Annotated in this window: 14 protein-coding genes; 8 read left to right on the forward strand and 6 right to left on the reverse strand. The window is 63.6% G+C overall.

What is annotated here, in order from left to right; all coding sequences use genetic code 11:
- Positions 1-196 precede the first annotated feature (196 nt).
- Positions 197-3,193 carry a calcium-binding protein gene (locus AB1E33_RS27925; protein WP_372580499.1) on the reverse strand — a complete coding sequence of 999 codons (2,997 nt, stop codon included), beginning with the start codon at positions 3,191-3,193 and terminating at the stop codon, positions 197-199.
- Between the two features lie 148 nt (positions 3,194-3,341).
- Positions 3,342-4,631, reverse strand: a complete 1,290-nt coding sequence (locus tag AB1E33_RS27930; protein ID WP_372580500.1) for a sulfotransferase family protein — start codon at positions 4,629-4,631, stop codon at positions 3,342-3,344.
- A gap of 207 nt (positions 4,632-4,838) precedes the next feature.
- Between AB1E33_RS27930 and AB1E33_RS27935 the strand changes: the two genes are divergently transcribed.
- The 8 genes from AB1E33_RS27935 (at position 4,839) to AB1E33_RS27970 (ending at position 17,996) form a co-directional block, all read left to right on the forward strand.
- Positions 4,839-6,149 carry a DUF2793 domain-containing protein gene (locus AB1E33_RS27935; protein ID WP_372580501.1) on the forward strand — a complete coding sequence of 437 codons (1,311 nt, stop codon included), beginning with the start codon at positions 4,839-4,841 and terminating at the stop codon, positions 6,147-6,149.
- A 173-nt stretch (positions 6,150-6,322) separates the two neighbouring features.
- Positions 6,323-7,468 carry a UDP-galactopyranose mutase gene (gene glf / locus AB1E33_RS27940; RefSeq protein WP_372580502.1) on the forward strand — a complete coding sequence of 382 codons (1,146 nt, stop codon included), beginning with the start codon at positions 6,323-6,325 and terminating at the stop codon, positions 7,466-7,468.
- Positions 7,469-7,505: 37 nt separating this feature from the next.
- Positions 7,506-8,216 carry a sulfotransferase gene (locus tag AB1E33_RS27945; RefSeq protein ID WP_372580503.1) on the forward strand — a complete coding sequence of 237 codons (711 nt, stop codon included), beginning with the start codon at positions 7,506-7,508 and terminating at the stop codon, positions 8,214-8,216.
- A gap of 97 nt (positions 8,217-8,313) precedes the next feature.
- Entirely contained in the window at positions 8,314-9,435 is a 1,122-nt protein-coding gene (gmd, locus tag AB1E33_RS27950; RefSeq protein WP_372580504.1) for a GDP-mannose 4,6-dehydratase, read from the forward strand.
- Positions 9,436-9,439: 4 nt separating this feature from the next.
- Positions 9,440-10,408, forward strand: a complete 969-nt coding sequence (gene fcl, locus AB1E33_RS27955) for a GDP-L-fucose synthase (RefSeq protein ID WP_372580505.1) — start codon at positions 9,440-9,442, stop codon at positions 10,406-10,408.
- A gap of 32 nt (positions 10,409-10,440) precedes the next feature.
- Positions 10,441-11,901 carry a mannose-1-phosphate guanylyltransferase/mannose-6-phosphate isomerase gene (locus AB1E33_RS27960; protein ID WP_372580506.1) on the forward strand — a complete coding sequence of 487 codons (1,461 nt, stop codon included), beginning with the start codon at positions 10,441-10,443 and terminating at the stop codon, positions 11,899-11,901.
- Positions 11,902-11,979: 78 nt separating this feature from the next.
- On the forward strand, positions 11,980-13,875 hold the full coding sequence (locus tag AB1E33_RS27965; protein ID WP_372580507.1) for a glycosyltransferase family 2 protein: 1,896 nt from the start codon (positions 11,980-11,982) through the stop codon (positions 13,873-13,875).
- 110 nt (positions 13,876-13,985) lie between these two features.
- Positions 13,986-17,996 carry a glycosyltransferase family 2 protein gene (locus AB1E33_RS27970; RefSeq protein ID WP_372580508.1) on the forward strand — a complete coding sequence of 1,337 codons (4,011 nt, stop codon included), beginning with the start codon at positions 13,986-13,988 and terminating at the stop codon, positions 17,994-17,996.
- Here the strand turns inward: AB1E33_RS27970 and AB1E33_RS27975 are convergent.
- From AB1E33_RS27975 to AB1E33_RS27990, 4 genes are read right to left on the reverse strand one after another with little or no spacing between them, the layout of a single operon-like run.
- The gene (locus AB1E33_RS27975) at positions 17,977-19,491 is read right to left on the reverse strand and encodes a glycosyltransferase (RefSeq protein ID WP_372580509.1); all 1,515 of its coding nucleotides are present in this window, start codon (positions 19,489-19,491) and stop codon (positions 17,977-17,979) included. The two genes, AB1E33_RS27970 and AB1E33_RS27975, sit on opposite strands and share 20 nt — an antisense overlap.
- A 23-nt stretch (positions 19,492-19,514) precedes the next feature.
- Positions 19,515-20,261 carry a sulfotransferase gene (locus AB1E33_RS27980; protein ID WP_372580510.1) on the reverse strand — a complete coding sequence of 249 codons (747 nt, stop codon included), beginning with the start codon at positions 20,259-20,261 and terminating at the stop codon, positions 19,515-19,517.
- 51 nt (positions 20,262-20,312) lie between these two features.
- Positions 20,313-20,966: an ABC transporter ATP-binding protein gene (locus AB1E33_RS27985; RefSeq protein WP_372580511.1), complete on the reverse strand. Its 654-nt coding sequence runs from the start codon at positions 20,964-20,966 to the stop codon at positions 20,313-20,315.
- Between the two features lie 34 nt (positions 20,967-21,000).
- Positions 21,001-22,434, reverse strand: coding sequence for a KpsE/RkpR family capsule polysaccharide export protein (locus tag AB1E33_RS27990; RefSeq protein WP_372580512.1), 1,434 nt, complete (start codon positions 22,432-22,434; stop codon positions 21,001-21,003).
- Positions 22,435-22,489 lie beyond the last annotated feature (55 nt).

The following is a 22,489-nucleotide window of genomic DNA, read 5'->3' on the forward strand; positions in this document are numbered from 1 at the left end:
CCTCGATCACCGATTTCGCCGATCTGCAGACCAACCATCTGTCAGGCGGCGCCGAGGCGGTCATCACCGACGTCGCCGGCAACTCGATGACGCTTGTGGGCGTGGCCGAAGGCGCTCTGGATGCGGGCGACTTCATCTTCTGAAGCGCCGGGAAACACCTCCGACACGCAAAGCCCGGGCCATGTGCCCGGGCTTTTCAGACGAACAGAAAATCCCCGGCCGAGAGCTGATCATATGCCACCCCCTCCAGCAGGATGGTGCCGAAATCGCTCGTGATCTCGGCTCCGCCATCGACCTGACGGATGGTCAGGGCCGAAAAACCGATCCCGCCACCAATCTCGATCCGATCCTGCCCCGGGCTGAAATCTGTGATGCAATCGTGGCCATGGCTCCTGCCAAAAACAAAGATGTCAGCCCCGGCCATACCGGTCAGCCGGTCGGCCTCGCTGCCGCCGATGAGCGTGTCCGCCCCGGCTCCACCGTTCAGAGTATCCCGTCCGGCCCCGCCGCCGATCCTGTCTCTGCCAACCCCGCCCCAGGCCAGATCGGCCCCATTCATGGCCCAGATCTCGTCATTGCCCGCCCCTCCGGCCAGAGAGTCATTCCCATCGCCGCCACGGATCACATCCTGGTTGCCGCCGCCGGCGATCGTGTCATGACCCCGACCACCATCCAGCGTGTCATTGCCATCTCCGCCCCAAACGACATCCTCTCCATCGGAGGCCCTGAGGTCGTCCGGGCCGCCGCCGCCACTGATCGTATCGTTGCCCGTGCCCGCCCGGATCAGATCGCCACCGCCTCCGCCATCGACCCGGTCCGCGCCATCCCCTGCCCCGATCGAATCCCGGCCCCAGTCACCGAATATGGTGTCGCCTCCGGCACCACCCCAGAGCGTGTCATTCCCCCAGCCGCCATCCAGATGATCGCCATGCTCTCCGCCATTCAGGACGTCGGCACCCTGACCGGCCAGCAGACGGTCCCGGCCCGCATCACCATACAAGGTGTCGTCGCCCGCGCCGCCCCAGGCGGTGTCCGCACCGACGCCGCCCCAGAGCCTGTCCTGTCCACCACCGCCACCGATCAGGTCATTCCCCGCGCCCGCCCGGATCAGATCGCCGCTGCCGCCGGTAAAAACCGTATCCGCGCCATCGCCCGCTCCGACCGTATCCTGCCCCCAGCCGCCAATGACGGTGTCGGCACCGCTGCCACCCCAGATCATGTCGTGCCCCGACCCACCATCCAGATGGTCGGCATCGGCACCGCCAATCAGGAGGTCAGCCCCGGCCCCGGCATACAACCGGTCCCGGCCCGCAGCGCCATCCAACGTATCATTGCCATGCCCGCCCCAAACGGTATCCCTGCCTCCGGACGCCCGGATCCCGTCATTGCCACCGCCGCCCCTGATCACGTCTGCGTCGGCGCCTGCCCGAACCAGATCGCTGCCACCGCCCGCAAATATCACATTCGCGCCCTCTCCGGCGTCGATTGTATCCTGCCCTTGGCCGCCAATGACGGTGTCGCCACCGTTACCACCCCAGATACGGTCGTGACCCAGCCCGCCATCCAGGTGATCCGCCCCAGCCCTGCCCCAGACCACGTCGTCACCGGCAACGGCGCGGATCGTATCATGGCCCGTACCGCCTCCGAGCCGATCGGCTGCGGCGGACCCCAGAATCTCCTTCGGATATGGGATCGCCTCGGTCAATAGCCGGTCGGGGGTGGAAAACCGCCCCGTCGGCCAGAAATCCGACAGCTTCAGCGGCTTGCCGGACGCGCTGATGACGATGATCCGCGAGGTCTGGAATTCGAGCTGCACCCCGTTCGGCAACGGTGTGACCTTCAATTGCGATGGCGACCGGAGCAGCGGGAAGTGCGACAGGTCCAGCCGGTCCTGCCCCGGCTGGAAATCGGCGATGCGTTGGGTCGCGTCACTGGGCCCGAGAACAAAGAGGTCCCCTCCTGCCCCGCCCCGCAGAACGCTTGTGCCGGAACCCGCCACCAGAATGTCGTCGCCACCACCACCGGTAACCGTGACCGGCCCCGGCCCGTCGGCCAGCAGCACGTCATCGCCGGCGGTTCCCTGCAATTGGGGCGCTGCACCTTCGCGGGCCAGGCCGAGCGACGCCACGCTCCAGGAAAACTGCGACAGGCCGGGCAGGCTTTCGGAGGCCACGAAGATCTGCACCTCGTCACCGACCACGCCAGCCTCGATGGCGGTGACGTCGCCCAGACCCCGCCCCGGCGCCTCGGCGATGCTCTGCAGATGCACAAGCCGTCCGCTGGGCAGGAGCGAAAACACCGCCAGCCCGTCATCGCTGCCGCCGGCAAAGACCAGCACATGCTTGCCAACCGGCACTACGGACAGCGCCTGAACGCCACCAAAGCGTGTCTCACCGGTATCGAGCAGATGATCGGTCGGGGTCAGCTGGCCGCCGGCACCAACCCGCAGGACGCTGAGCGTGCCACTTCCGGCCGCCGCCATGATGACCCAGTTTGCCCCGTGCCCGGCGACGCTTTCCATCGCAGTTGGTGTCGAGAACCCCAGCCCGTGCACCGCCCCGGAACGGCCCGCCTCAACCAGCGTTCCATCTGGCTCGGACATCCGGAAACTGACCAGTTCCGAGGCATTGCCCCCCGCCGCAGCCACCACAACCGTCCCCGCGCTGGCGGGCAAGGAGGTCACCAGTGTTCCCTTGGGCGGGTGCCAGTCTGCGCCGTTCTGCAAGGCAATGCGCCCCGCCCCGGCCCCGCTGGTCTCATAGGCTTTCAGAACCCCGGTGTCGCGGTCGAGCGCAAAAAGATACGGCGCAGAACCGCCCGCATCCCAGGCGCCGGCCCCCGCGCCCGGGATCGCAACCGCGCCCTGCGCACCGAAACCGGCATCCGGGTCCAGCGTGTAATATAACAGGTCCCCGCCGCTGCTGGTTCCGAACGCCAGCACGGCCCGGCCATTCATCGTCAGCATGTCGAGTTGGGTGTCCGCCACCCCTCCGGGCAGGGTCCGGAAATCGACCGTATCCACCACCTGCGCTGCCGCGTCCGGCGTCAGTGCATATGTGCTGAGCCCGCCATGCCGACCGGTTCCCGCGTAAAGCACGGTGCCGCCGGTTCCGGTTGTCAGATGCAGGCTGCGCAGATTACCATCCAGCGCCTCCTGACCCGTGGCCAACCGCCCGTCGAATTGCAGGACCATCTTCCCCGCCCCCGAAAATATCACCCAGATCCGGGATGGCAGGCCGGTCAGGCCCGCCCGAGTTCAAATTCTGTCGAAATCGAGGATATTACGTAGGAAACACCTAAAATCCGCCCGACCCTTGCGCCTAGATGCGGGCGAAATCTCCTTACCCCTCGCCAAGAAAGGCAGTCAGATCCTCTTGGGTCTGCGGGTCCGACTGCCAGAGATCGTAATCTATCAGATGGCACCGATCGGGGTGCGCGTCGCGATAGCTCCGGTAGAATACGTCGATGCTGTCCAAACGGTCCGGATCGTCCCGGTTGGCTGCCGCCACATCCGAATGCTGGCGCGTCACGAACACGATCCGGGTATTTTCGAAATGTTCGGACAAGAAACTCACATAGCGGTGCAACACGCCCGTATCCCAGGGTGTAAGCCCGGACCTGAATCCGGCGATCCGGGAATTTGGCTCGGGCTTGAGAACCTTCTGTGTGAAAGCCGCGGCCATGGCCCGGCCGTATTCCCGCGGAAACACCTTCTCGGCACCATAGCGGCGGGCCGACGCGGCGGTCTTCTTGCCCGACCGGCGCAGCGCGGTCATCTCGGGGTTGGTCGCAACGGCGTTTTTCGAGCGCATCAGATGCAGGGCCGCGTCGTTGTTTTCGCCGCGGATGCAAAATTCGGGCCGCTCATTCAGGTGGGTCTGGATCGAACCGCCCGCCTCGGGGCAATAGCTGAAGACGAATACATGCCCTTCGGGGGCCGCCACCACAGATCCGGGAGATGTTCCGGAGGCCTGCCGGACAGGGCGGAATGCGCGGCGGTCGGCGCGCAACCGCACCATGCCTTCAGCGTTGATCGCATCCAACTCCGCATAAAGCTTGTAATCATCTGCGTAGAACGCCCGTATCTCTTCTTCCAACCCATCCGGCAGGCTCTGGGTCTCCCGGATCCGGCTGACATTCGCACGCGGCAGACCCGCGGGCATTTCGAGCTCGGCACAGATGTCGCGGAACATGTCGTCCAGGCGGTCATAGGGAATGATCACATCCGCCATGAGCTGACCATCGCTGCCCAGGAACATGTCGCGCTGCAGGTGCTTGCGGCCATCGCCGCGCAGGATGTTCCAGTCCTTGAGCGCCCAGAAATCGGCAAAGCTCATGCCTTCGGGCAGCGGGCTTTCGACCTTGTTGCCAAGGCGGTAGCGATACCACGAGTTGATCCAGTCGAACGGGTCGCGCATCACGCCGAACTTGAAAAAGCTGTCGGGACCGTAACCGGGTTGCGAAAACAGGAAATCATAGGTCGGAAAGATCTCGGGCAGGCCGATATGCTTGCGCTGCGCCGACCCGCTCCGAAAGATATCGGCATGCGGTTTCAGGACCTGTTCCAGCGAGGTTGACGCGGTCTTGGTGCTGGCAGCGAACACAAACCGCTTGTCAATTCCGATCAACATTCCAAATCCGCTCCGCTCGATCCGTTTTTTGCTTCATAGCCCCCCGACCCGCGGCTGAACAGCCGATAACGGCAAGCGCGACGCAAACAGGCAAAATCCCGTGACGGAGGTAAACAGAAGGTGACCGGGCCGCCCCCCCGGTTAGGCCGGGCTTCACCGCGATCACGGCAGGCTGCGCCGGTCTATTCGGACCAAGGGGACCCTTTCATGACGCAGAATTCGCCGAACCTCGAGCTGCCTTTCCTGCAACCGTCACAGGCGCAGAAACATGTCACCCATAACGAGGCGCTGCGCCGCCTCGACATTGTGGTGCAGTTGCGACTACAGCAAACCGGCGCGAGTGTTCCGCCGGCCCAGGCGCAGGAGGGGGATATCCATGGTCTGGGAACCGGCGCCACCGGCGCCTGGGCCGGACAGGACGGGATGCTGGCCGCCTGGCTCGACGCGGCCTGGCACTTTGTCGCACCGCAGACCGGGTGGCGGGCCTGGGACATGGCAGGCGATCAGATGGTGATCTGGGACGGCACGGGCTGGACCGCTCTGCAGCCCGAGCTCGACGAGCTCGACCGTATCGGCATCGGCACCAGCGCGGACGCCACAAACCGGCTGGCGGTCCAGGCACCGGCAACGCTGCTCAGCCATGCGGGCCAGGGTCATCAGCTGAAGGTGAACAAGGCCTCTGGTGCCGACACGGCCAGCCTGCTGTTCCAGTCCGGCTGGACCGGGCATGCGGAAATGGGGCTGGCCGGGCAGAACGCATTTTCGGTCAGGGTTTCGGATGACGGATCCAACTGGACCGAGGCGCTGCGGCTGGACGGCGCCACCGGCCACGCCACCGGCAGCGCGGTGCAGGCGGATGTGGCGGATGCCACGCCCGGACGGCTGCTGAAAACTGGTGCCTTCGGACTGGGTGAAACCGGGGCGACCACCCAGATTCCGGATATCGACGCGACCGACACCCCCGCGGGCGCCTACCGCTACATATCCACCACCCCGGGGGCGGACAGTTTTCCCGATGCGCTGGAGAATGCCTATGGCGTCATCCGGATCGAACGCAGCAATGCCGGGCAGCTCAGGCAGACTGTCTGGCGCAACAATTTCGAACATGGCATCTGGACCCGCACGCATTTCAGTGGCGCCTGGGGCAGTTGGCGGCAGGTCTATGATCAGACAACGATCCTGGGCACGGTCTCGGAAGCCGGCGGCCAGCCCACCGGCGCGGTGATCGAGCGCGGCACCACCGCCCAGGGCGACTATGTCCGCTTTGCCGACGGCACCCAGATCTGTACCCGCTTCTTCAGCACGGCCGCCTCGAGCCATGCCTGGAGCTTTCCCGCGGCCTTCATCTCGGCGGCGTCCATCAGCCTTCAGGCTATGGCCCGGCACGCTACTGCACCACGGCTGGTTACCGAAAGCGGCGATCTGAGCGCCACCGGCGTGACGCTCAAGGTCTGGAACGCGGCCGGTACCGCCGCATCGGCGCCGGCGCATGTCACAGCAACCGGGCGCTGGTTCTGAATGGCTCGGACCCGGCCACAATACCAACCGGCAGCCTGCCTGCGACCTGCGAAATAAATCCTGCACCCGTAAGACGGGTGCCGGACCCGGATCGGGTGACGTATTGAATTCCCCGAACCGGTCTGCGAGAAACCCCGCGACATCTTTTTTCAACCATCGCGCGGTGCATCTTCATGGATCTACTTCTCGTCGGAGCCGGCCTGTCCGGGGCCGTGATCGGACGCAACCTGGCCGAGCAGGGCCATCGCATCACCATCGTTGACGGGCGCTCCCATATCGGCGGCAACTGCCACACGGAACGGGATGCGGAAACCGGTGTGATGGTGCATGTCTACGGCCCGCACATCTTTCATACCGACGATGAAGAGGTCTGGAATTACGTCAACGGATTCACCCGCTTCCTGCCCTACAAGAACCGGGTGAAAACCACCTCTCAGGGGGCGGTCTATTCGCTGCCGATCAACCTGCATACGATCAATCAGTTCTATGGCAAGACGCTGAGGCCGGACGAGGCGCGGACCTTTCTGGAAACCCAGGCCGACACCTCGATCACCGATCCGCAGAGCTTCGAGGAGCAGGCGCTGCGTTTTGTCGGCCCCGACCTCTACGAGGCCTTCTTCAAGGGCTATACCGAAAAGCAATGGGGCTGTTCGCCCACCGAGTTGCCCGCCGCGATCCTCAAACGCCTGCCGGTGCGGTTCAACTATGACGACAACTACTTCTTTCACCGCTTTCAGGGCATGCCGGAACAGGGCTATACGCCCATGATAGAGTCTATTCTGGACCATCCGGGCATCACCGTGCACCTGGACACGATGTTCGATCCGGACGCGGCTTCCGATTATGACCACGTGTTCTATTCCGGCCCGCTGGATGGGTATTTCGATTACCGTCTGGGCCGGCTGGGCTACCGGACGCTGGATTTCGAACGCTTCAGCGATCGGGGCGATTATCAGGGCTGTGCGGTGATGAATTACGGTGACCGCGACACGCCCTGGACCCGGATCACCGAGCACAAGCATTTCAGCCCCTGGGAAAGCCATGAGGGCACCGTCTGCTACCGTGAATATGCGCGCGAATGCGGCGCGGATGACATCCCCTATTACCCGATCCGGCTGGTCGAGGAGAAAGCGTTGCTGACCGATTACGTGGCGCTGGCCGAACAGACGCCCGGTGTCACCTTCGTGGGCCGGCTGGGCACCTACCGCTATCTCGACATGGATGTGACCATCCGCGAGGCGCTGGATACCGCGCAGGCGTTCCTGGCCCATGCGGCGGAGGGCAGCGCGATGCCGGCCTTTGTCAAATCCCCGCTCTGAGAACGGAGCGGTGTCGCGTTCAACCCAGTGAGTTCACATGAATTACAAAGACTACAGCTATCTCTTCATCGTGACCTATGGCCGGTCCGGTTCGACCTTGATGCAAAGCCTGCTGAACTCGCTGGACAGCGTGCAGATCCGCGGTGAGAACTACAATGCGCTGTTTCACCTGCACCAGACCATCCGCGATGTCAGCAAGACCAAGAAGCTGTCGCGCAAAAGGCGGATATCGAACCCGGACGAGCCCTGGTACGGCGCCGGAGCGCTGCAACCGCTCCTGTACCGCAACACCCTGCTCAATGCCTTCGTGAGCCATGTTTTGCGCCCCGAAGAGGGAAAAACGGTGCTGGGTTTCAAGGAAATCCGGCATTCGCCGAAGATCATGACCGATTTCCAGTTCACCGCCTATATGGATTTCCTGCTGGAGACCTTTCCCGGTGCCAAAATTGTCTTCAACACGCGCAACGCCGAGGATGTGGCCAAATCGGGCTGGTTCGCCCAACAGGACCCGGAAAAGACCACGGCCACGATCCGGGCCTGCGACGCGCGTTTCGCGCGCTATGACGCGTCCTCCGACCAGACCATCCTGATGCATTACGACGATTACGTGACCGACCGCTCAAAGATCGCCGAGCTTTTCGCCTTTCTCGGCTATGACTACGATGCAGAGGTGGTTGCCGCGATCTTTTCCAAGCCGCTGGAACACGCCAAAGAGCCGCCCGGCCCGATAAATCCCAGCCCATCCTAGGCCGTTGCAAGCCCCTCTCCGAGACGGTAGGGCATATATGCAAGGGCAAAGACCGGGCTTTCGGCGCGCGACCCTGCCGCAGCAAAGGACGATCTGAATGACCAAAAAGGCATTGATTACCGGCGTCACCGGGCAGGACGGGTCTTATCTGGCGGAATTTCTTCTGGACAAGGGCTATGAGGTGCATGGCATCAAGCGCCGGGCGTCCTCGTTCAACACCCAGCGGGTCGATCACATCTATGAGGACCCGCAGACCGATCACGCCCGCTTCCGGCTGCATTACGGCGATCTGAGCGACAGTTCGAACCTGACCCGCATCATGCGCGAGGTGGAACCCGACGAGGTCTATAACCTGGGCGCGCAATCCCATGTTGCGGTCAGTTTCGAGGCACCGGAATACACGGCGGACGTGGATGCGATGGGCACGCTGCGCCTGTTGGAAGCAATCCGCTTTCTGGGGCTGGAGGACAAGACCCGCTTCTACCAGGCCTCGACCTCGGAGCTTTACGGGCTGGTCCAGGAAACGCCCCAGCGCGAAACCACGCCGTTTCACCCGCGCAGCCCTTACGCGGTGGCCAAGCTTTACAGCTATTGGATCGCGGTCAATTACCGCGAGGCTTATGGCATGTATGCCTGCAACGGCATCCTCTTCAATCACGAGAGCCCGCGACGCGGCGAAACCTTCGTGACCCGCAAGATCACGCGCGGGCTGGCCAATATCGCGCAAGGCCTCGAAGAGTGTCTCTATATGGGCAATATCGACAGTTTGCGCGACTGGGGCCATGCCAAGGATTACGTGCGCATGCAGTGGATGATGCTGCAACAGGACGCGCCCGAGGATTTCGTCATCGCCACCGGCAAGCAGTACTCGGTGCGCCAGTTCATCGCCTGGTCGGCCGCCGAACTGGGGGTCACGCTGGCGTTCTCCGGTGACGGCACCGACGAAACCGCCACCGTTGCGGGGATCGAGGGCGACCATGCCCCGGCGCTGAGCGTGGGCGACGTGATCATGCGCATCGACCCGCGCTATTTCCGCCCGGCAGAGGTGGAAACGCTGCTGGGCGATCCATCGAAGGCCAAGCAGAAGCTGGGCTGGGAGCCCGAGATCACCGTGCAGGAAATGTGCGCCGAGATGGTGCGCGAGGACCTCAAAACCGCCCGCCGCCACGCGCTGCTGAAGGAACACGGCATGGACGTGCCGGTCTCGGTCGAGGGGTAGCGCCATGAAGATTTACGTGGCCGGCCATCGCGGCATGGTGGGCGGCGCCATCCTGCGCCGGTTGCAAGCGCGCCGGGAGGCGGGCGAAGCGCTGGAGCTGATCACCCGCACCCATGCCGAGCTGGACTTGACCGACAGCGCGCAGGTGCGCGATTTCTTTCAGGGTGAACGCCCCGACCGGGTCATTCTGGCCGCCGCCAAGGTGGGCGGGATCGTCGCCAATAACAGCTATCCGGCCGAATTCATCCATGACAACCTGATGATCCAGTGCAACGTGATCCATGCCGCCCATGAGGCCGGGGTGCAGACATTGCTGCAACTGGGATCAAGCTGCATCTACCCCAAGCTGGCGCCACAACCGATGGGTGAGGACGCGCTGCTGACCGGGGTGCTGGAGCCTACAAACGAGCCCTACGCCATCGCCAAGATCGCCGGTATCAAGCTGTGCGAAAGCTACAACCGGCAATATGGACGCGACTACCGCTCGGTCATGCCGACCAATCTTTACGGGCCGGGTGACAATTTCCATCCCGAGAACTCTCATGTGCTGCCCGCCCTGATCCGCCGCTTTCACGAGGCGCGCGAGGCCGGGCTGGAGGAGGTCGGCATCTGGGGCAGCGGCACGCCCAAGCGCGAGTTTCTGCATGTGGATGACATGGCCGAGGCTTCGCTCTTTGTGCTCGACCTGCCAAAAGAGGTCTATGACGCCAATACAGAGCCTATGTTGAGTCATATCAACGTGGGCACCGGCAGTGATATCAGCATTCTGGATCTGGCGGGCATGGTGGCGGATGTGACCGGGTTTCAGGGCCGGATCAGCACCGATCCATCGAAACCGGACGGTACCCCGCGCAAGCTGATGGATGTCTCGCGGCTGACGGAAATGGGCTGGCGCGCGGGGATCACGCTGGAGCAGGGGCTGGCCGAAACCTATCGCTGGTTCCTTGCAAATCAGGACACATTCCGGCGGTAATACCCGCATGACGCTTTTGGGATTTTGAACATATGAGCGACGATCTGACCCCGGACATTCATCCCCTGCTGCTCTGTGGCGGGTCGGGCACGCGGCTCTGGCCGCTCTCGCGCAAGAGCTATCCCAAGCAATTCGCCCGCCTCACTGGCAAGGAAAGCCTGTTCCAGGCCTCGGCGCGCAGGCTGTCGGGGCCGGGTTTTGCCGCGCCGATGGCGATCACTGGGTCCGATTTCCGCTTCATCGTCACCGAACAGCTTGCGGCGGTCGAAATCGCCCCCGCTGCCATCCTGATCGAACCGCAGGGCCGCAACACCGCCCCCGCGATCCTGGCCGCGGCCCTGGCGCTTGAGGCGCGCGACCCCGGCGCGCTGATGCTGGTGGCGCCCGCCGATCACGTGATCCCCGACGCCGCGCGGTTTCGCGACGTGGTGCAGGCGGCGGCACCCGCCGCACAGGCGGGCCGCATCGTCACCTTCGGCATCCGCCCCGACCGGGCCGAGACCGGCTATGGCTGGCTGGAACTGTCTGATGCGCCGGATGCGGACTTCTCTCCGGTGCCGCAGGTGCTGAAGGGGTTTGTCGAAAAGCCCGACGCCGCCACCGCGCGCGCGATGCTGGATGGCGGGCAGCATCTGTGGAACGCAGGCATCTTCCTGTTCTCAACTGCCACGCTGATCGCCGCGTTTGAAACCCACGCGCCCGAGTTGCTGGCGGGCACAAGCGCCGCCGTCGAGGGAGCCGAGCGCGATCTGGGCTTTACCCGACTGGCCCCCGACCCTTGGGCGGTGCTGGACGATATCTCGATCGATTACGCGGTGATGGAGAAATCCGACAATCTGACCGTGGTGCCTTATGGCGGAGTCTGGTCCGATCTGGGCGGCTGGGACGCGGTCTGGCGCGACAGCGGGCCAGATGCGGCAGGCGTCGTCACTTCCGGGCCATCCACCGCGCTTGATTGCGAAAACACCCTTCTCAGAGCCGAATCCGAGGCTCAGGAACTGGTCGGCATCGGGTTGAATGACGTGATCGCCGTGGCCATGCCCGACGCGGTGCTGGTGGCCCATAAGGATCGCGCGCAAGAGGTCAAGCAGGCGGTCGCGGCCCTCAAGGCCAAGGGAGTCCCCCAGGCCGAAACCCTGCCCCGCGACTACCGTCCCTGGGGCTGGTATGAAAGCCTGGTGGTGGGCGAGCGGTTTCAGGTCAAGCGCATCCATGTGAACCCAGGTGCGGCGCTGAGCTTGCAAAGTCACCATCACCGGTCCGAGCACTGGATCGTGGTCGAGGGCACCGCAAAGGTCACCGTGGATGAGACCGTGCAATTGGTCACCGAGAACCAGTCGGTCTATATCCCGCTGGGCGCGGTGCACCGGATGGAAAACCCCGGCAAGGTGCCAATGGTGCTGATCGAGGTGCAGACCGGCGCCTATCTGGGCGAAGATGACATCATCCGTTACGAGGATGTCTATGCCCGCGGTCAGGGGGCCAGAGGATAGAGCAAAGCTTGGCTTTTCTGGCCCGTTGGCGCTATCACGGTCAGACGCCGCCAGCCAGCAGACGGAACCGCCGCGACCATGACAGCGCAGAAGACCCCGGCCCCGGAGATTTCGGTCATCGTGCCGGTTCACAATGTGCAGGACCATATAGGTGCCTGCCTGACCAGTCTGCGCGAACAGAGCTTCACCGATTTCGAGGCGATCATCATCGATGACGGCTCGAGTGATGACAGTCCCGTCCGGCTGCGCGCTGCCATCGATGGGGATACGCGGTTCCGGGTGATCCGCCAGGACAATCGCGGCCTGTCTGGCGCGCGCAACACCGGGCTGGATACCGCATGCGGCACCTTCATCGCCTTTCTCGACGGCGACGACCGCTATGCCCCGGAGTTTCTGGAACACATGCAGGCCGCCCTCGCCTCCGGCACGGCCGACTGGGTCGCCTGCGGGCTGCGCAACATCCATGCGGATGGCCACAGCGACACCCATTCCACCATCCATGACGCGCCGGTTCTGGACCCGGACACCGGTCCACGCCTCTGGCCGTTGACAGACTGGGGCGAGGTGACCGCGCATTTCCCCTCGGCCTGGAACAAGCTCTATCGGCGGTCCCTGATCGACGGGCTGCGCTTTGACGAAGGCACCTGGTTCGAGGATCACGCCTTTTTCCTGCGTGCGGCGGCGCGGACGCAGACGCTGCTGCATCTGCCCGAGCCGCTCTATCTGCAGACCCGCGGCCGCGCCGGGCAGATCACCGCCAGCGATTCCGACCGGGTCTTCGAACAGATCGCCGTGCTCGACACGCTTGCCGGTCTGATGGCAGGACAGGAGAAACCCGGCGGGACCCAGGCGCTGGCCCGACTGGCGCATCGGCTGTTTCACGAGCGCGGCGGCATTCTGCGCGATTCCGGTCGCCGCGACCGCTTCCTGACCGCCGCCCGGGATTGGCTGGCCGCCCAGGGACTGCCGCCCCGGCCCGGCCCCGATCTGCCGCCCAGCTGGGCGCTGGAACTGGCCGGCACCTGCCCACTCAGCGTGGTCATCCCCTGGGACGGCCAAGACGGACCGCTGCGCGTCACCGCCACCGCGCTGGCGCATCAAAGACAGACTGGGTTCGAAACCCTGATCGTGGCCGATGACGCCGTCACGGCGGCACGCAGTGCGGATCTTGCCCGCGAGGCGGGACTGCACGGCGCACGCGGGCTGAGCAGCGACAGGCCCGGCCCGGGGCCTGCGCGCAACACCGGGCTGGCGCAGGCGCGCGGCGAGCTGGTGGTCTTTGCCGATGCCGGTGACAGGCTGCGACCCGATGCGCTGGCCCACTGGACCGACAGCATGCTGCGCGAGGCAGCCGATCTTGGCCTGTCGCAATTCCGCATGGGCCAGCACGAGGACAGCCCGGTACATCAGGGCTTTCACGACATGACGCTGCTGGGGGAAGAAGCCCCGGAGACCGGCCCCCTGCCCCTGAATGCCGACCGGGCGCTGGCGCTGCATTGCTACCCCACCGCCAAGATCTTCCGCCGCGCCTTTCTCGACACCCATGGCCTGCGCTTTGGCCGCGGCACACGCTCGGACTGGCAGATCGGCATCGGCGCGGCGCTTGCCGCCCGCAAGGCACTCTATTTTGCCTGGCCCGGCGCAGAAAGCGCCGAAGCGGCCGAATGCCGCCAGCTCTGGACCGCGCAGGTTCCCCCTGCCACCCTGGCCCGGATGTTGGACGATGCCTGGGAGAGTTGGCCGCAGGACATTCGGGATGCCTTGCCCAAAAATTGGGCAAAACGGCTCTATACAAGGGCTTTGTGGGAAGTTTGGAGCTTTTCCGACTTCTCTGCGAAACAGCGGAGCCGGTTCCGGTTCGAGGCGGTCAGGGAACTGCGTCAGCGCCGCTGGCTGTGGCAATCCGGTCCGCTCGACCCCTATCTCTCGACTGCAATCTACGACTTGGTGACACCGTCGGCACCCCGGCCCTGATCCGGGCTGGCATCGGCCGGATCAGGGCGACAAACGCCATTGCATCTGCCCCACGCGCCGGGCAAACACGGGGGGATAACCCCCTTCATTTGTGCCAGGGTCCCTGCGGAATGCTTATTTTTTCCACCAACCGGTTTTCCGCTCTGTCTTATCGCGCCGATTTCATCCGGCACCCTTATGCCAACATCTCGTTTTTTGACGCCGACCGGCAGCGCATCCTGTTTCACCTTTCGCTGCGCCAAGAGGGTGGCCTTGCGGTCTGCAACCGCCGGGGTGACGGGCACGACACATGGGAAAAGGAGATGCGCCAACAGGTGACGCTCAATCCCGATGGCAACCGGGTCGAGCTGCGCTTTGACCCGCCCCGGATAAGCGTGTTTCTCAACGGGCGGAAGATCTTCCGCTTCGGTGCCCGGATCGGGCGGCCGCGCTTTCCCGATTTGCGGCAAATCGCGTTCGTCGACTATCAGGGCGGGATCCAGGCCAGCACGATCGACATGGCACATAAGGGCGTCGAAGGCCCCGGCCTGACCCTGACACCACGGCTGGACCTGCGCGGAAGGCTGGACCGCCAATACCCGCCCGGAGAGTTGCGCCTGGAAATCGACGGCCTCTCGCCCGCGTCGGCGCTGATCACGTCGACAGACTCCGCGGGCACGGCCCTGTGGTCGGTTCTGCCGGGCCGGGTCTGGCAGAGCTGCACAGACGAGGCCCCGCTGACGGTGCGGATCATGCACGCAGATAAGGTGTGTGCGGAACAGGTTCTGCACCGAGCAGGGCTGCTCGAACAGGTGCAGGCAGCCCTGGACACCGGCGATCTTGCAGGCGATCCGGTGCTGGCCACGCAGATCATCGAACATGCGCGGTTTTCCGGCATCGCCGCACTGCTCGAACCGCCGCTGCGTGACCGGCTGATGCGCCTGGCCGACCAATTGGGCCTCGACCGGTTTCTAGACCCCGGCAACACACCCGACGACCCGCCCGCACCGACCACACCACCGCCCGAAGAAACCAGCCTGCAAGAGGTGCTGGCCGAGGTTGCACAGGCTCTGAACAAGACGGATACCCCCGATGCCATGTCCCGGCTGCTGGAGGAGCTGGTGCCGCCGCCAGAGGCCATGCGCCCCCTGTTCTACGCCGCGCTGGCCGATCCGTTCTGTCAGCGCGACGCCTTCGATCTGCTTCATGCCCACGCGCAGGCACATACCGACATGGCCGCGGTGTCGCCCGGTGAGGATGCCTGGTTCAATTCCGGGCTGCTGCCTTATCTGCTGCGGGATTGGCGGATCGACCAGCTCTGCCAGCTTCTGAAACAGCTGGTCGATGAGACAGAACGCTGGATCATGACGCCACCGCTGGCCTGGACCATCCGCGCCGCCCTCGCCGACCCGGACGTGACCAATGCCGAGCGCGAAAAGATCATTCGCGCGTTTCTCGGCTTCCTGAACCGGCGCTCCAGGGACTATTGGCAAAGAACCCCCTGCGCCCAATTGACCGAAACCGCCGTCGCTCTGGTCGCCGATTGTCCACGCCTAGACCCGCGCCTCCAGCCCTGGATCGAATCGACGGTGCTGCAGACATATTGGGTGTCTCGCCTGTTCTGGGCCCGGATCGCGGACCGCAATGTCACGGTCTCGCCGCGGCTGGCTGTGGCACGGGACGCGTTTGCGGTGCTGACCGATGCCGGCAGCACACCCGCGACGCAGGCCGACGCGCTGGCCCTGTTCGACCGCGTCGGTTGTCCCGACGCGCCGCAGATCCGGCGTGACCTGTTCGGCCCGGCCGGGTTGCCCGGCCCCGAGGGCCCCACCGTGGCCGCCCTGCTGCGGGCCGGGCTTGATCCGGCCGAGGCGGCGCTGCGCCACCTGGCGGCGCCGGACAGCGCTCCGGCGGAACCGGCATTGGAGGAAACCGTCCGTCTCAGCCGGGCGAGCCTGCCCGATCTTGTCGACAGGGCCCCACACTATGCGCTGCAATGCGTCACCAGCCGCCGCGCCATGGACCTGCTGGCCGCCGCCCGTGCCGGGAACGACCCGCAGGAGGGCTGCGCCGCGCTGTTGGCGGATCTCGACCGGCTCACCGATGCCGCTGCCAATTGGATCGGAGCGGGCGTGGCACTTGGACTGCTGAACGGGCTGCTTGATGCCGGGGCCAACGCGGCCGCAGATTGTCTGAAAACCTGGCTAAAACAGGCTCTGCACAGGGCTGAAACAGATAAATTCGCACCTGCGGATCTAGACCGGACCCCCGCCTTGGCGATGCCGCTGCTGGCCCTACGCCGACGCGCAACAGCGGGTCAGATCAACGCAGCGGCCAGCCTGGCCGCACTGGGAATCCCTCCCGCCACCGCAGATGTGGCGCCTGCTGATCCACCCTGGCCGGTCAATCCGCTCTTTGACACATTGGTTCTTGTGACGTCGTGCCGCGCCAATCTCGACAGCCGCATTCCGCAGTTGCGGGCGGGCTGGCTCTCGCGGCTGGAAGCACTCGGCGTGCCCTATCTGATCGTCACCGGCGACGGGGATGGCACCGTCGAGGGCGACATCCTGCACCTGGACGCACCGGATGATTACGAAGGCCTGCCGCAGAAAAGCCTGGCTGCCATCCGCTGGGTGCATGACAACACCGCCTTTGCCCATATGCTGAAGATCGACGATGACTGCTTCCTCAACCCCGAGGAATATTTCCTGTCTCTGAGTTTCCGGAAATTCGACTATTACGGCCGTACCCTGACCCGAAGCGCAGGGCAGATGGACCGGGCCTGGCATTGCACCAAATCAACCTCGGACCGGGGGCGGCTGGAGTTCGACAAATCCCCCGAGCCGTCCAGCTATTGCGATGGCGGATCGGGATATGCCCTCAGCCGGAACGCCATGGCGACCCTGCTGAAAACCGCCGCGAGCACGACCGGCCAGGCCCTGATCCAGGTATCCTTCATGGAAGACAAGCTGGTGGGCGATCTGCTGGCTCTGGGCGGCATCGCACCCGCCAACGAGGATTACCATATCTCGATCCGCCGCCGCGCTCAGCCCGGTGGCATCGCGGTGTCGCGCTGGCTCAACGGGTTCGACGCCAGCCGGACCGTCCCGGTCAAGCTGGTGCATCTTGACGACTCTGCCACGCAAGCGGAGGCAAACCGCCGTCTGGACAAACCGGGCCTGTTTCCCAAAAAGATCTGGCCCAGCTATCAGCGCGCCAGTCTCGGCGAACAAACCAACGCGCTGGAGATGGTGACCGGCACCGACCGGCTGGGACCGGCCCGCGACGCGCCGGTCGCCGTGGTTGCCGCAATGCGCAACGAGATGTTCATGCTGCCGCATTTTCTGGGTCATTACCGTGCGCTGGGGGTCGAGAGTTTTCTGATCGCCGACAATTGCTCGGATGACGGCACTCTGGAATATCTGGCCGATCAGCCCGATGTGGCGCTGTTCTCCGTCGATACGGATTACCGGCGCTCGCAATATGGCGTGGCCTGGCAACAGGCTCTGTTAAGCCGGTTTCGCACCGGGCGCTGGTCGCTGGTTGCCGATGCAGACGAGTTGCTGACCTGGCAGGTGCCGCAACGGCAAAGCCTGCCCGATCTGCTGCAGGATCCCAGTTTCGAACATGCAGAGGCGGCGCGGGTCTTCATGCTGGACATGTATCCCCAAGGAGATCTCGACACCGCCACCTTCGCCAACGGTGATCCCTTTGATGAAGCCGGCTTCACCGATCGCGACCCTTTCCTGCGCAACTCCTTTGGACGTGGTCCCTATTCCAACGCGCCGACATGGACCTCAGCCGTGCGCCACCGGCTAATCCCGGGATCGCGCAACGAGCTGTTCGTGGCGCAGAAGATCGCGCTGTTTAAATATTCGCCCTTCATGCGACTCTCGGCCGGGCTGCATTATGTGGCCGGGGCGCGGCTTGCCGAGCGCGAACTGCTGTTCGGGCATTTCAAGTACAATTCCGATTTCCGCCGCAAGGCACAGGCCGAAGTGGCCCGCCGCCAGCATTTCAACAATGCCGAAGAATACCGGAAATATCTGGCTCTGAGTTCGGAGGGACGTGCCCGGATCTACGATCCGGACCTGTCCGTTGCCTGGACCGACAGCGAATTCGTCAAAGAACGGTTGCTTTGAGGACAGACGATTTCGTCGCCGGTACCGCAACTTTTTCCCGCGAATAGAGCCGCTTTAGATCATCCAGATGCCCCGTCATGGTCTGCGGGGCATTGGCATCCTGCCAATAGCGTTCCAGGTCCACCTCGCCCGCCAGAAGCGCGCGAATGCGATCAGCGAAACTGTCGGTGTCACCGGCGGCAAACACCATGTCAGGGCAGCCCGCCAGTTCCCGCGCGCCGCCCATGTCGCTGGTCAGAAGGGGGATGTGGCGAGCATGCATCTCGATCGCGACCTGGGGCAGGTTGTCCTCCCACAAGACCGGGATCAGCCCGACATCCACATCGCGCAGCAGATCGTCCAGCCCGTCATGACTGTAACCATCCAGATGCGCCACGCTGCCCAGCCTCACCTTGAGCAGTTCCAGCCGCCGCATCGCCTCGGTCTCACCGGTCCGCGCGGCCACCACCAAACGCACCTGCGCGGCCAGTTCGGGCGGCAGCGCCTCCAGCGTGTCCAGCAGAAAAAAGAACCCCTTGTCCCGACGCATATAGCCCAGAAACCCCAGTGTCAGAGCCGTTTTCGACTTGGGCAGGGTCGCGGCGGGCCGGGTCTCGGCAAACGCTTCGGCCTGCTTTGTACCGATATAGCTGGTGCGCAATATCTCGGGGCGCACACCGTAGACCCGCGCAATCTCGCAGACCCGGTCCGAGACCCCCAGCACCAGATCGCAATTTGCGTTGATCTGGTCGATCATTCCCTGACGCCGATCGGCGAAACCTGACGCGTGCGCCTGTGCCACCGCAGGCGTTCGGCGCAGACTACGTTGCAAACGGCCGGCAAAGCGGCCGGTGCGATGCGCGATCCGGAACAATTGGCGGAACAGCAGGTCGAAACTGCGCATACCGGGTCGGATGCCCGCGCGTTTCAACCGGTAGGCAACCGAATTGGCCACCCGGATCAACCGCTCGTCATGTTTGTGAACCAGGCAGGCGCCGCATTTGGCGCCGCCTTCGAAATCACTGCAGGCGCGCTTTTCCTGGTGCCACAGATTCACTTGCGGACAGACCGGGTAATAATTGTGCAGCGACAGGATCACCTTGGTGTCCGGAAAGCGGGCCTTGATCTCGAGCACATCCGCAGGCAGCCCTTCGAGATTGTGGAAATGGATCACGTCATAGGGGCCGGTTTTTTCGACAAAGTCGAAAAACGCGTCCCGCGTCGGCCCATGCGACAATTGTGCCGGATTGCCGAAGGAATGGTGCGACGGCGACAGCACACCGGAATTGACGATCTCGTAGCGGTTTTCGCGGTTTTCCTCCGACCCGTGCCGCATCCGCTCCCAGCGGGGTTTTCTTGCAACAAGATCGTAGGAAATGCCCGAGGACAGAAAGACCGGCCTGACCCGTTCGCGAGACCCAAGCGCCGTCATCAGGTTGCGCAGATAGACCGACACCCCGCCGCCGCGTTTTTCGTCGTCGAGGTAATCGACCCAGTTGTATAATAAAATGTGCATATCAACCTATAAATACAGAAATGTCAGATTTCCTTATCCAGCCATTTCCCGCGCCCCAGCTTTCTAAAATAGGCCCTGATCGGTCCGGGTTTCTGGAACCGCTCCAGAATGGAGTTTGCGCCCTGCTTGACCAAGGGGCTCTCCATCTTCGGATCGAACCCGACCCCGAGAAAATCGCATAGGCGCTGCTCGAACCCGTCCTCGAACATCTCGCGATATTCCAGCTTCCATTTCTCCTGCGGCAAGGTGCGAAACCATTGCGAAAACAAAAAGTCGAAGGTGGCAAATTCATGCCACTTCTGGCTGATCCGAAACGGCCCCGCGTCAATTTTTTCCGCAACGTGTGAATCCACCCGGGATTGCGCCCAGCGTTTCGACTGGCTTGCTTTGATCAGCGACGCGATCTGCGCCAGCTTGTTCTCGCGATGCACATAAATCAATTTGTAATCGGTCAAATCCGGCAGATAGCGCAACATGCGGATGTTATGCCCGATCATCAGCTTGTAGCCGACACATTGGTGCCCTAACTCCGCATGAGAGTCAAAAAAGGCGTCGGAATGCGAACGGGGGTCGGCATCCCTCTGGACCAGTTCGGAATATTCGCCGGACTTGGCCTCGGCACCGATGATCGCATACGGGTTGAATTGCTCGCCTGCGCACAGAACATCTCTGTGCGCGTTGAGCAAAGTCATCAGATAGGTTGTGCCGCTGCGGGGCAGACCGATGATCAGAAAGCGACGTGGATTGGTCTGGGGAGCAGTGTCGTTCATATGATCCTAGATCAACTTTATGGTTAATACGATAGAGGACGTTGCACGCACCTACTGCAACAGTTCATGGTGCAGCGCAATAGCCTCCTCAAGGTCATCAAAATAATAAATCCGGCCATCGGCAAGAACCAGCCCCGCATCGCAGAACTGGCGCAATTGCCCCATCTCGTGACTGACCAGGATGGCGCTGGCGGAGCGCATGCGTTCGGCAAACAAAGCGCGACTCTTGCGGCGGAACGAGACGTCGCCCACCGCCGTCACCTCATCCACCAGATAGGTGTCGAACCGGATGCCCATCGAGGCCCCGAAGGTCAGCCGCGACTTCATGCCACTGGAATAGCTGCGCACCGGCATATGAAAATACCGCCCCAACTCGGCGAAATCATCAACAAAAGCCAGCAGGCTGTCAGTATCCACGCCGTAGATTCGGGCGATGAAGCGGACATTCTGCGCGCCGGTCAGATCGCCATGGAATGACCCGCCAAACCCCACCGGCCAGGAAATGCGGCCATCGCTGACGATGCGGCCGCTATCGGGGCGCATGGTGCCTGACAGCATCCGCAGCAGGGTCGATTTGCCCGCCCCGTTGCGCCCCAGCAACGCCAGAGACTTGCCCGTGGGCAGGGTGGCGTTGAGATTGTCGATGACAACCCGGCGCTGCCCTTGAACCCGGAAGCTCTTGGTCAGGTTCTCGAAGCGGATCATGGCGCCGCTCTTTCCGACATGACGCCCCTGCCCCTCAACCCCGGTCCCGGATGCTGTAATAGATCAGTGCCAGGATCGACCAGAGCATCACCAGGAACACCACCGCCAGTCCCAACAGGATGAAGCGGCGCGGAAATTCAGAGCTCTGTGCGAAGGTCGGTTTGATATAGGTGGCCAGATAGCGGCTCTGACGTGCCGCATTGTCGCGCGCCACGTCCAGCGCGGTCAGTGCCACACGGTAGGTTTCCTCGGCAAATTGGCGATCAACGCTGAGGCTTTCATATTCGGCGATCAGCGAGGGGTAGTCCTCGCCCACCGCGCCCAGCTCGGTGCTGTCGGAGGCGAAGGTCTGCCGCTCGGCGGTGATGCGTTCTCGGATCACGTCGATCCGGCGCTGCGCATTGGTCAGGCGCGGGTCGTTCTCCAGCGTGGTGCCGCGCAGCAGATCATGGGCGATCAGCGCCTCGGCCAGCGCCTGTTGCAAGTTGTGCATCACCCCCATGCGGCCCTGGATATCGGCTTCGGGATCGACGATGCGGGTCCGGGTGCGAAACTCGGTCAGCGCCTCGCGCGCGGATTTGAGCTGGATGATGGTTTCGTCCAGATCCTCGCGCGCATAGCGCATCGCATCCTCACGGGCCTGGTCGCTCAGCGCATTGATCCGGTCCTGGCTCTCGCGCACGATTTCCTCTGCCACCCGCTGCGCGAAATCAGGATCGAAGGCCAGCACCCGCAATTCGATCAGCCCGGTCGACTGGTCATAAGAGATCCGCACGATCCGCTGCCAGAACCAGACCAGATCCTCGAGCGTGGCGTCGGGCCAGATCGAGAACATCCAGTCCCGCGGCCAGTAGGTCGCGTAGTGCCCGCGCAGATCGAGCTGCGCATCGATTGCCTCGACGATTTCCTGGCTCTGGATGAATTCATAGAGAATATCGCTGTCCACGCCAGTGCCGCTGCCGGACGCGAACTGCGCAAGCCCGCCCAGCATGTCCGAAGCCGAGCCGCCCTCCTCTGAGCGGACCGTGAAGGCGGTCGTGGAAGAATACTGATCCTCGGCCTGGATCCAGAGATAACAGGTCAACCCGACCAGCGGCAGCAGCACGATCAGCACAAAGCTCAGCATCAGGCCCCAGTGGCGCTGCTTCATGCCGGCGGGCTCCGCCAGCGGACGCACAGTGACCTGAGGTTGCGGTGCCGGTTTCTGCACCGGCTTTTTCGGCCCGGATTGCCCCCCCGGCTTGTGCTGCCGCCGCGCTGCGGTCGGGCCGGCTTGTCCGCCACCCTGCCCCGACTTTCCACCCGGACCCGGATTGGGAACGGCGGCCAGTTTCGGCTGTCCTGCGGCTTTGTCACCCTGTCCGGCGGATTGTTTCCGTGTTTTTCTTCGGCCAGATGCTTCGGCTTTCTTTGCCGTGTCGTCCACTGTTTCGGCCGCTGGCTTGCTCGCATCTGCGTCTTGTGTCATGCGCGTCCTGTTCCGACCCGAAGGCATTTGAATTCCATATCTGTTTCTTACATAA

Source organism: Ruegeria hyattellae, assembly GCF_041537925.1.
Classification (GTDB): Bacteria; Pseudomonadota; Alphaproteobacteria; order Rhodobacterales; family Rhodobacteraceae; genus Ruegeria_C.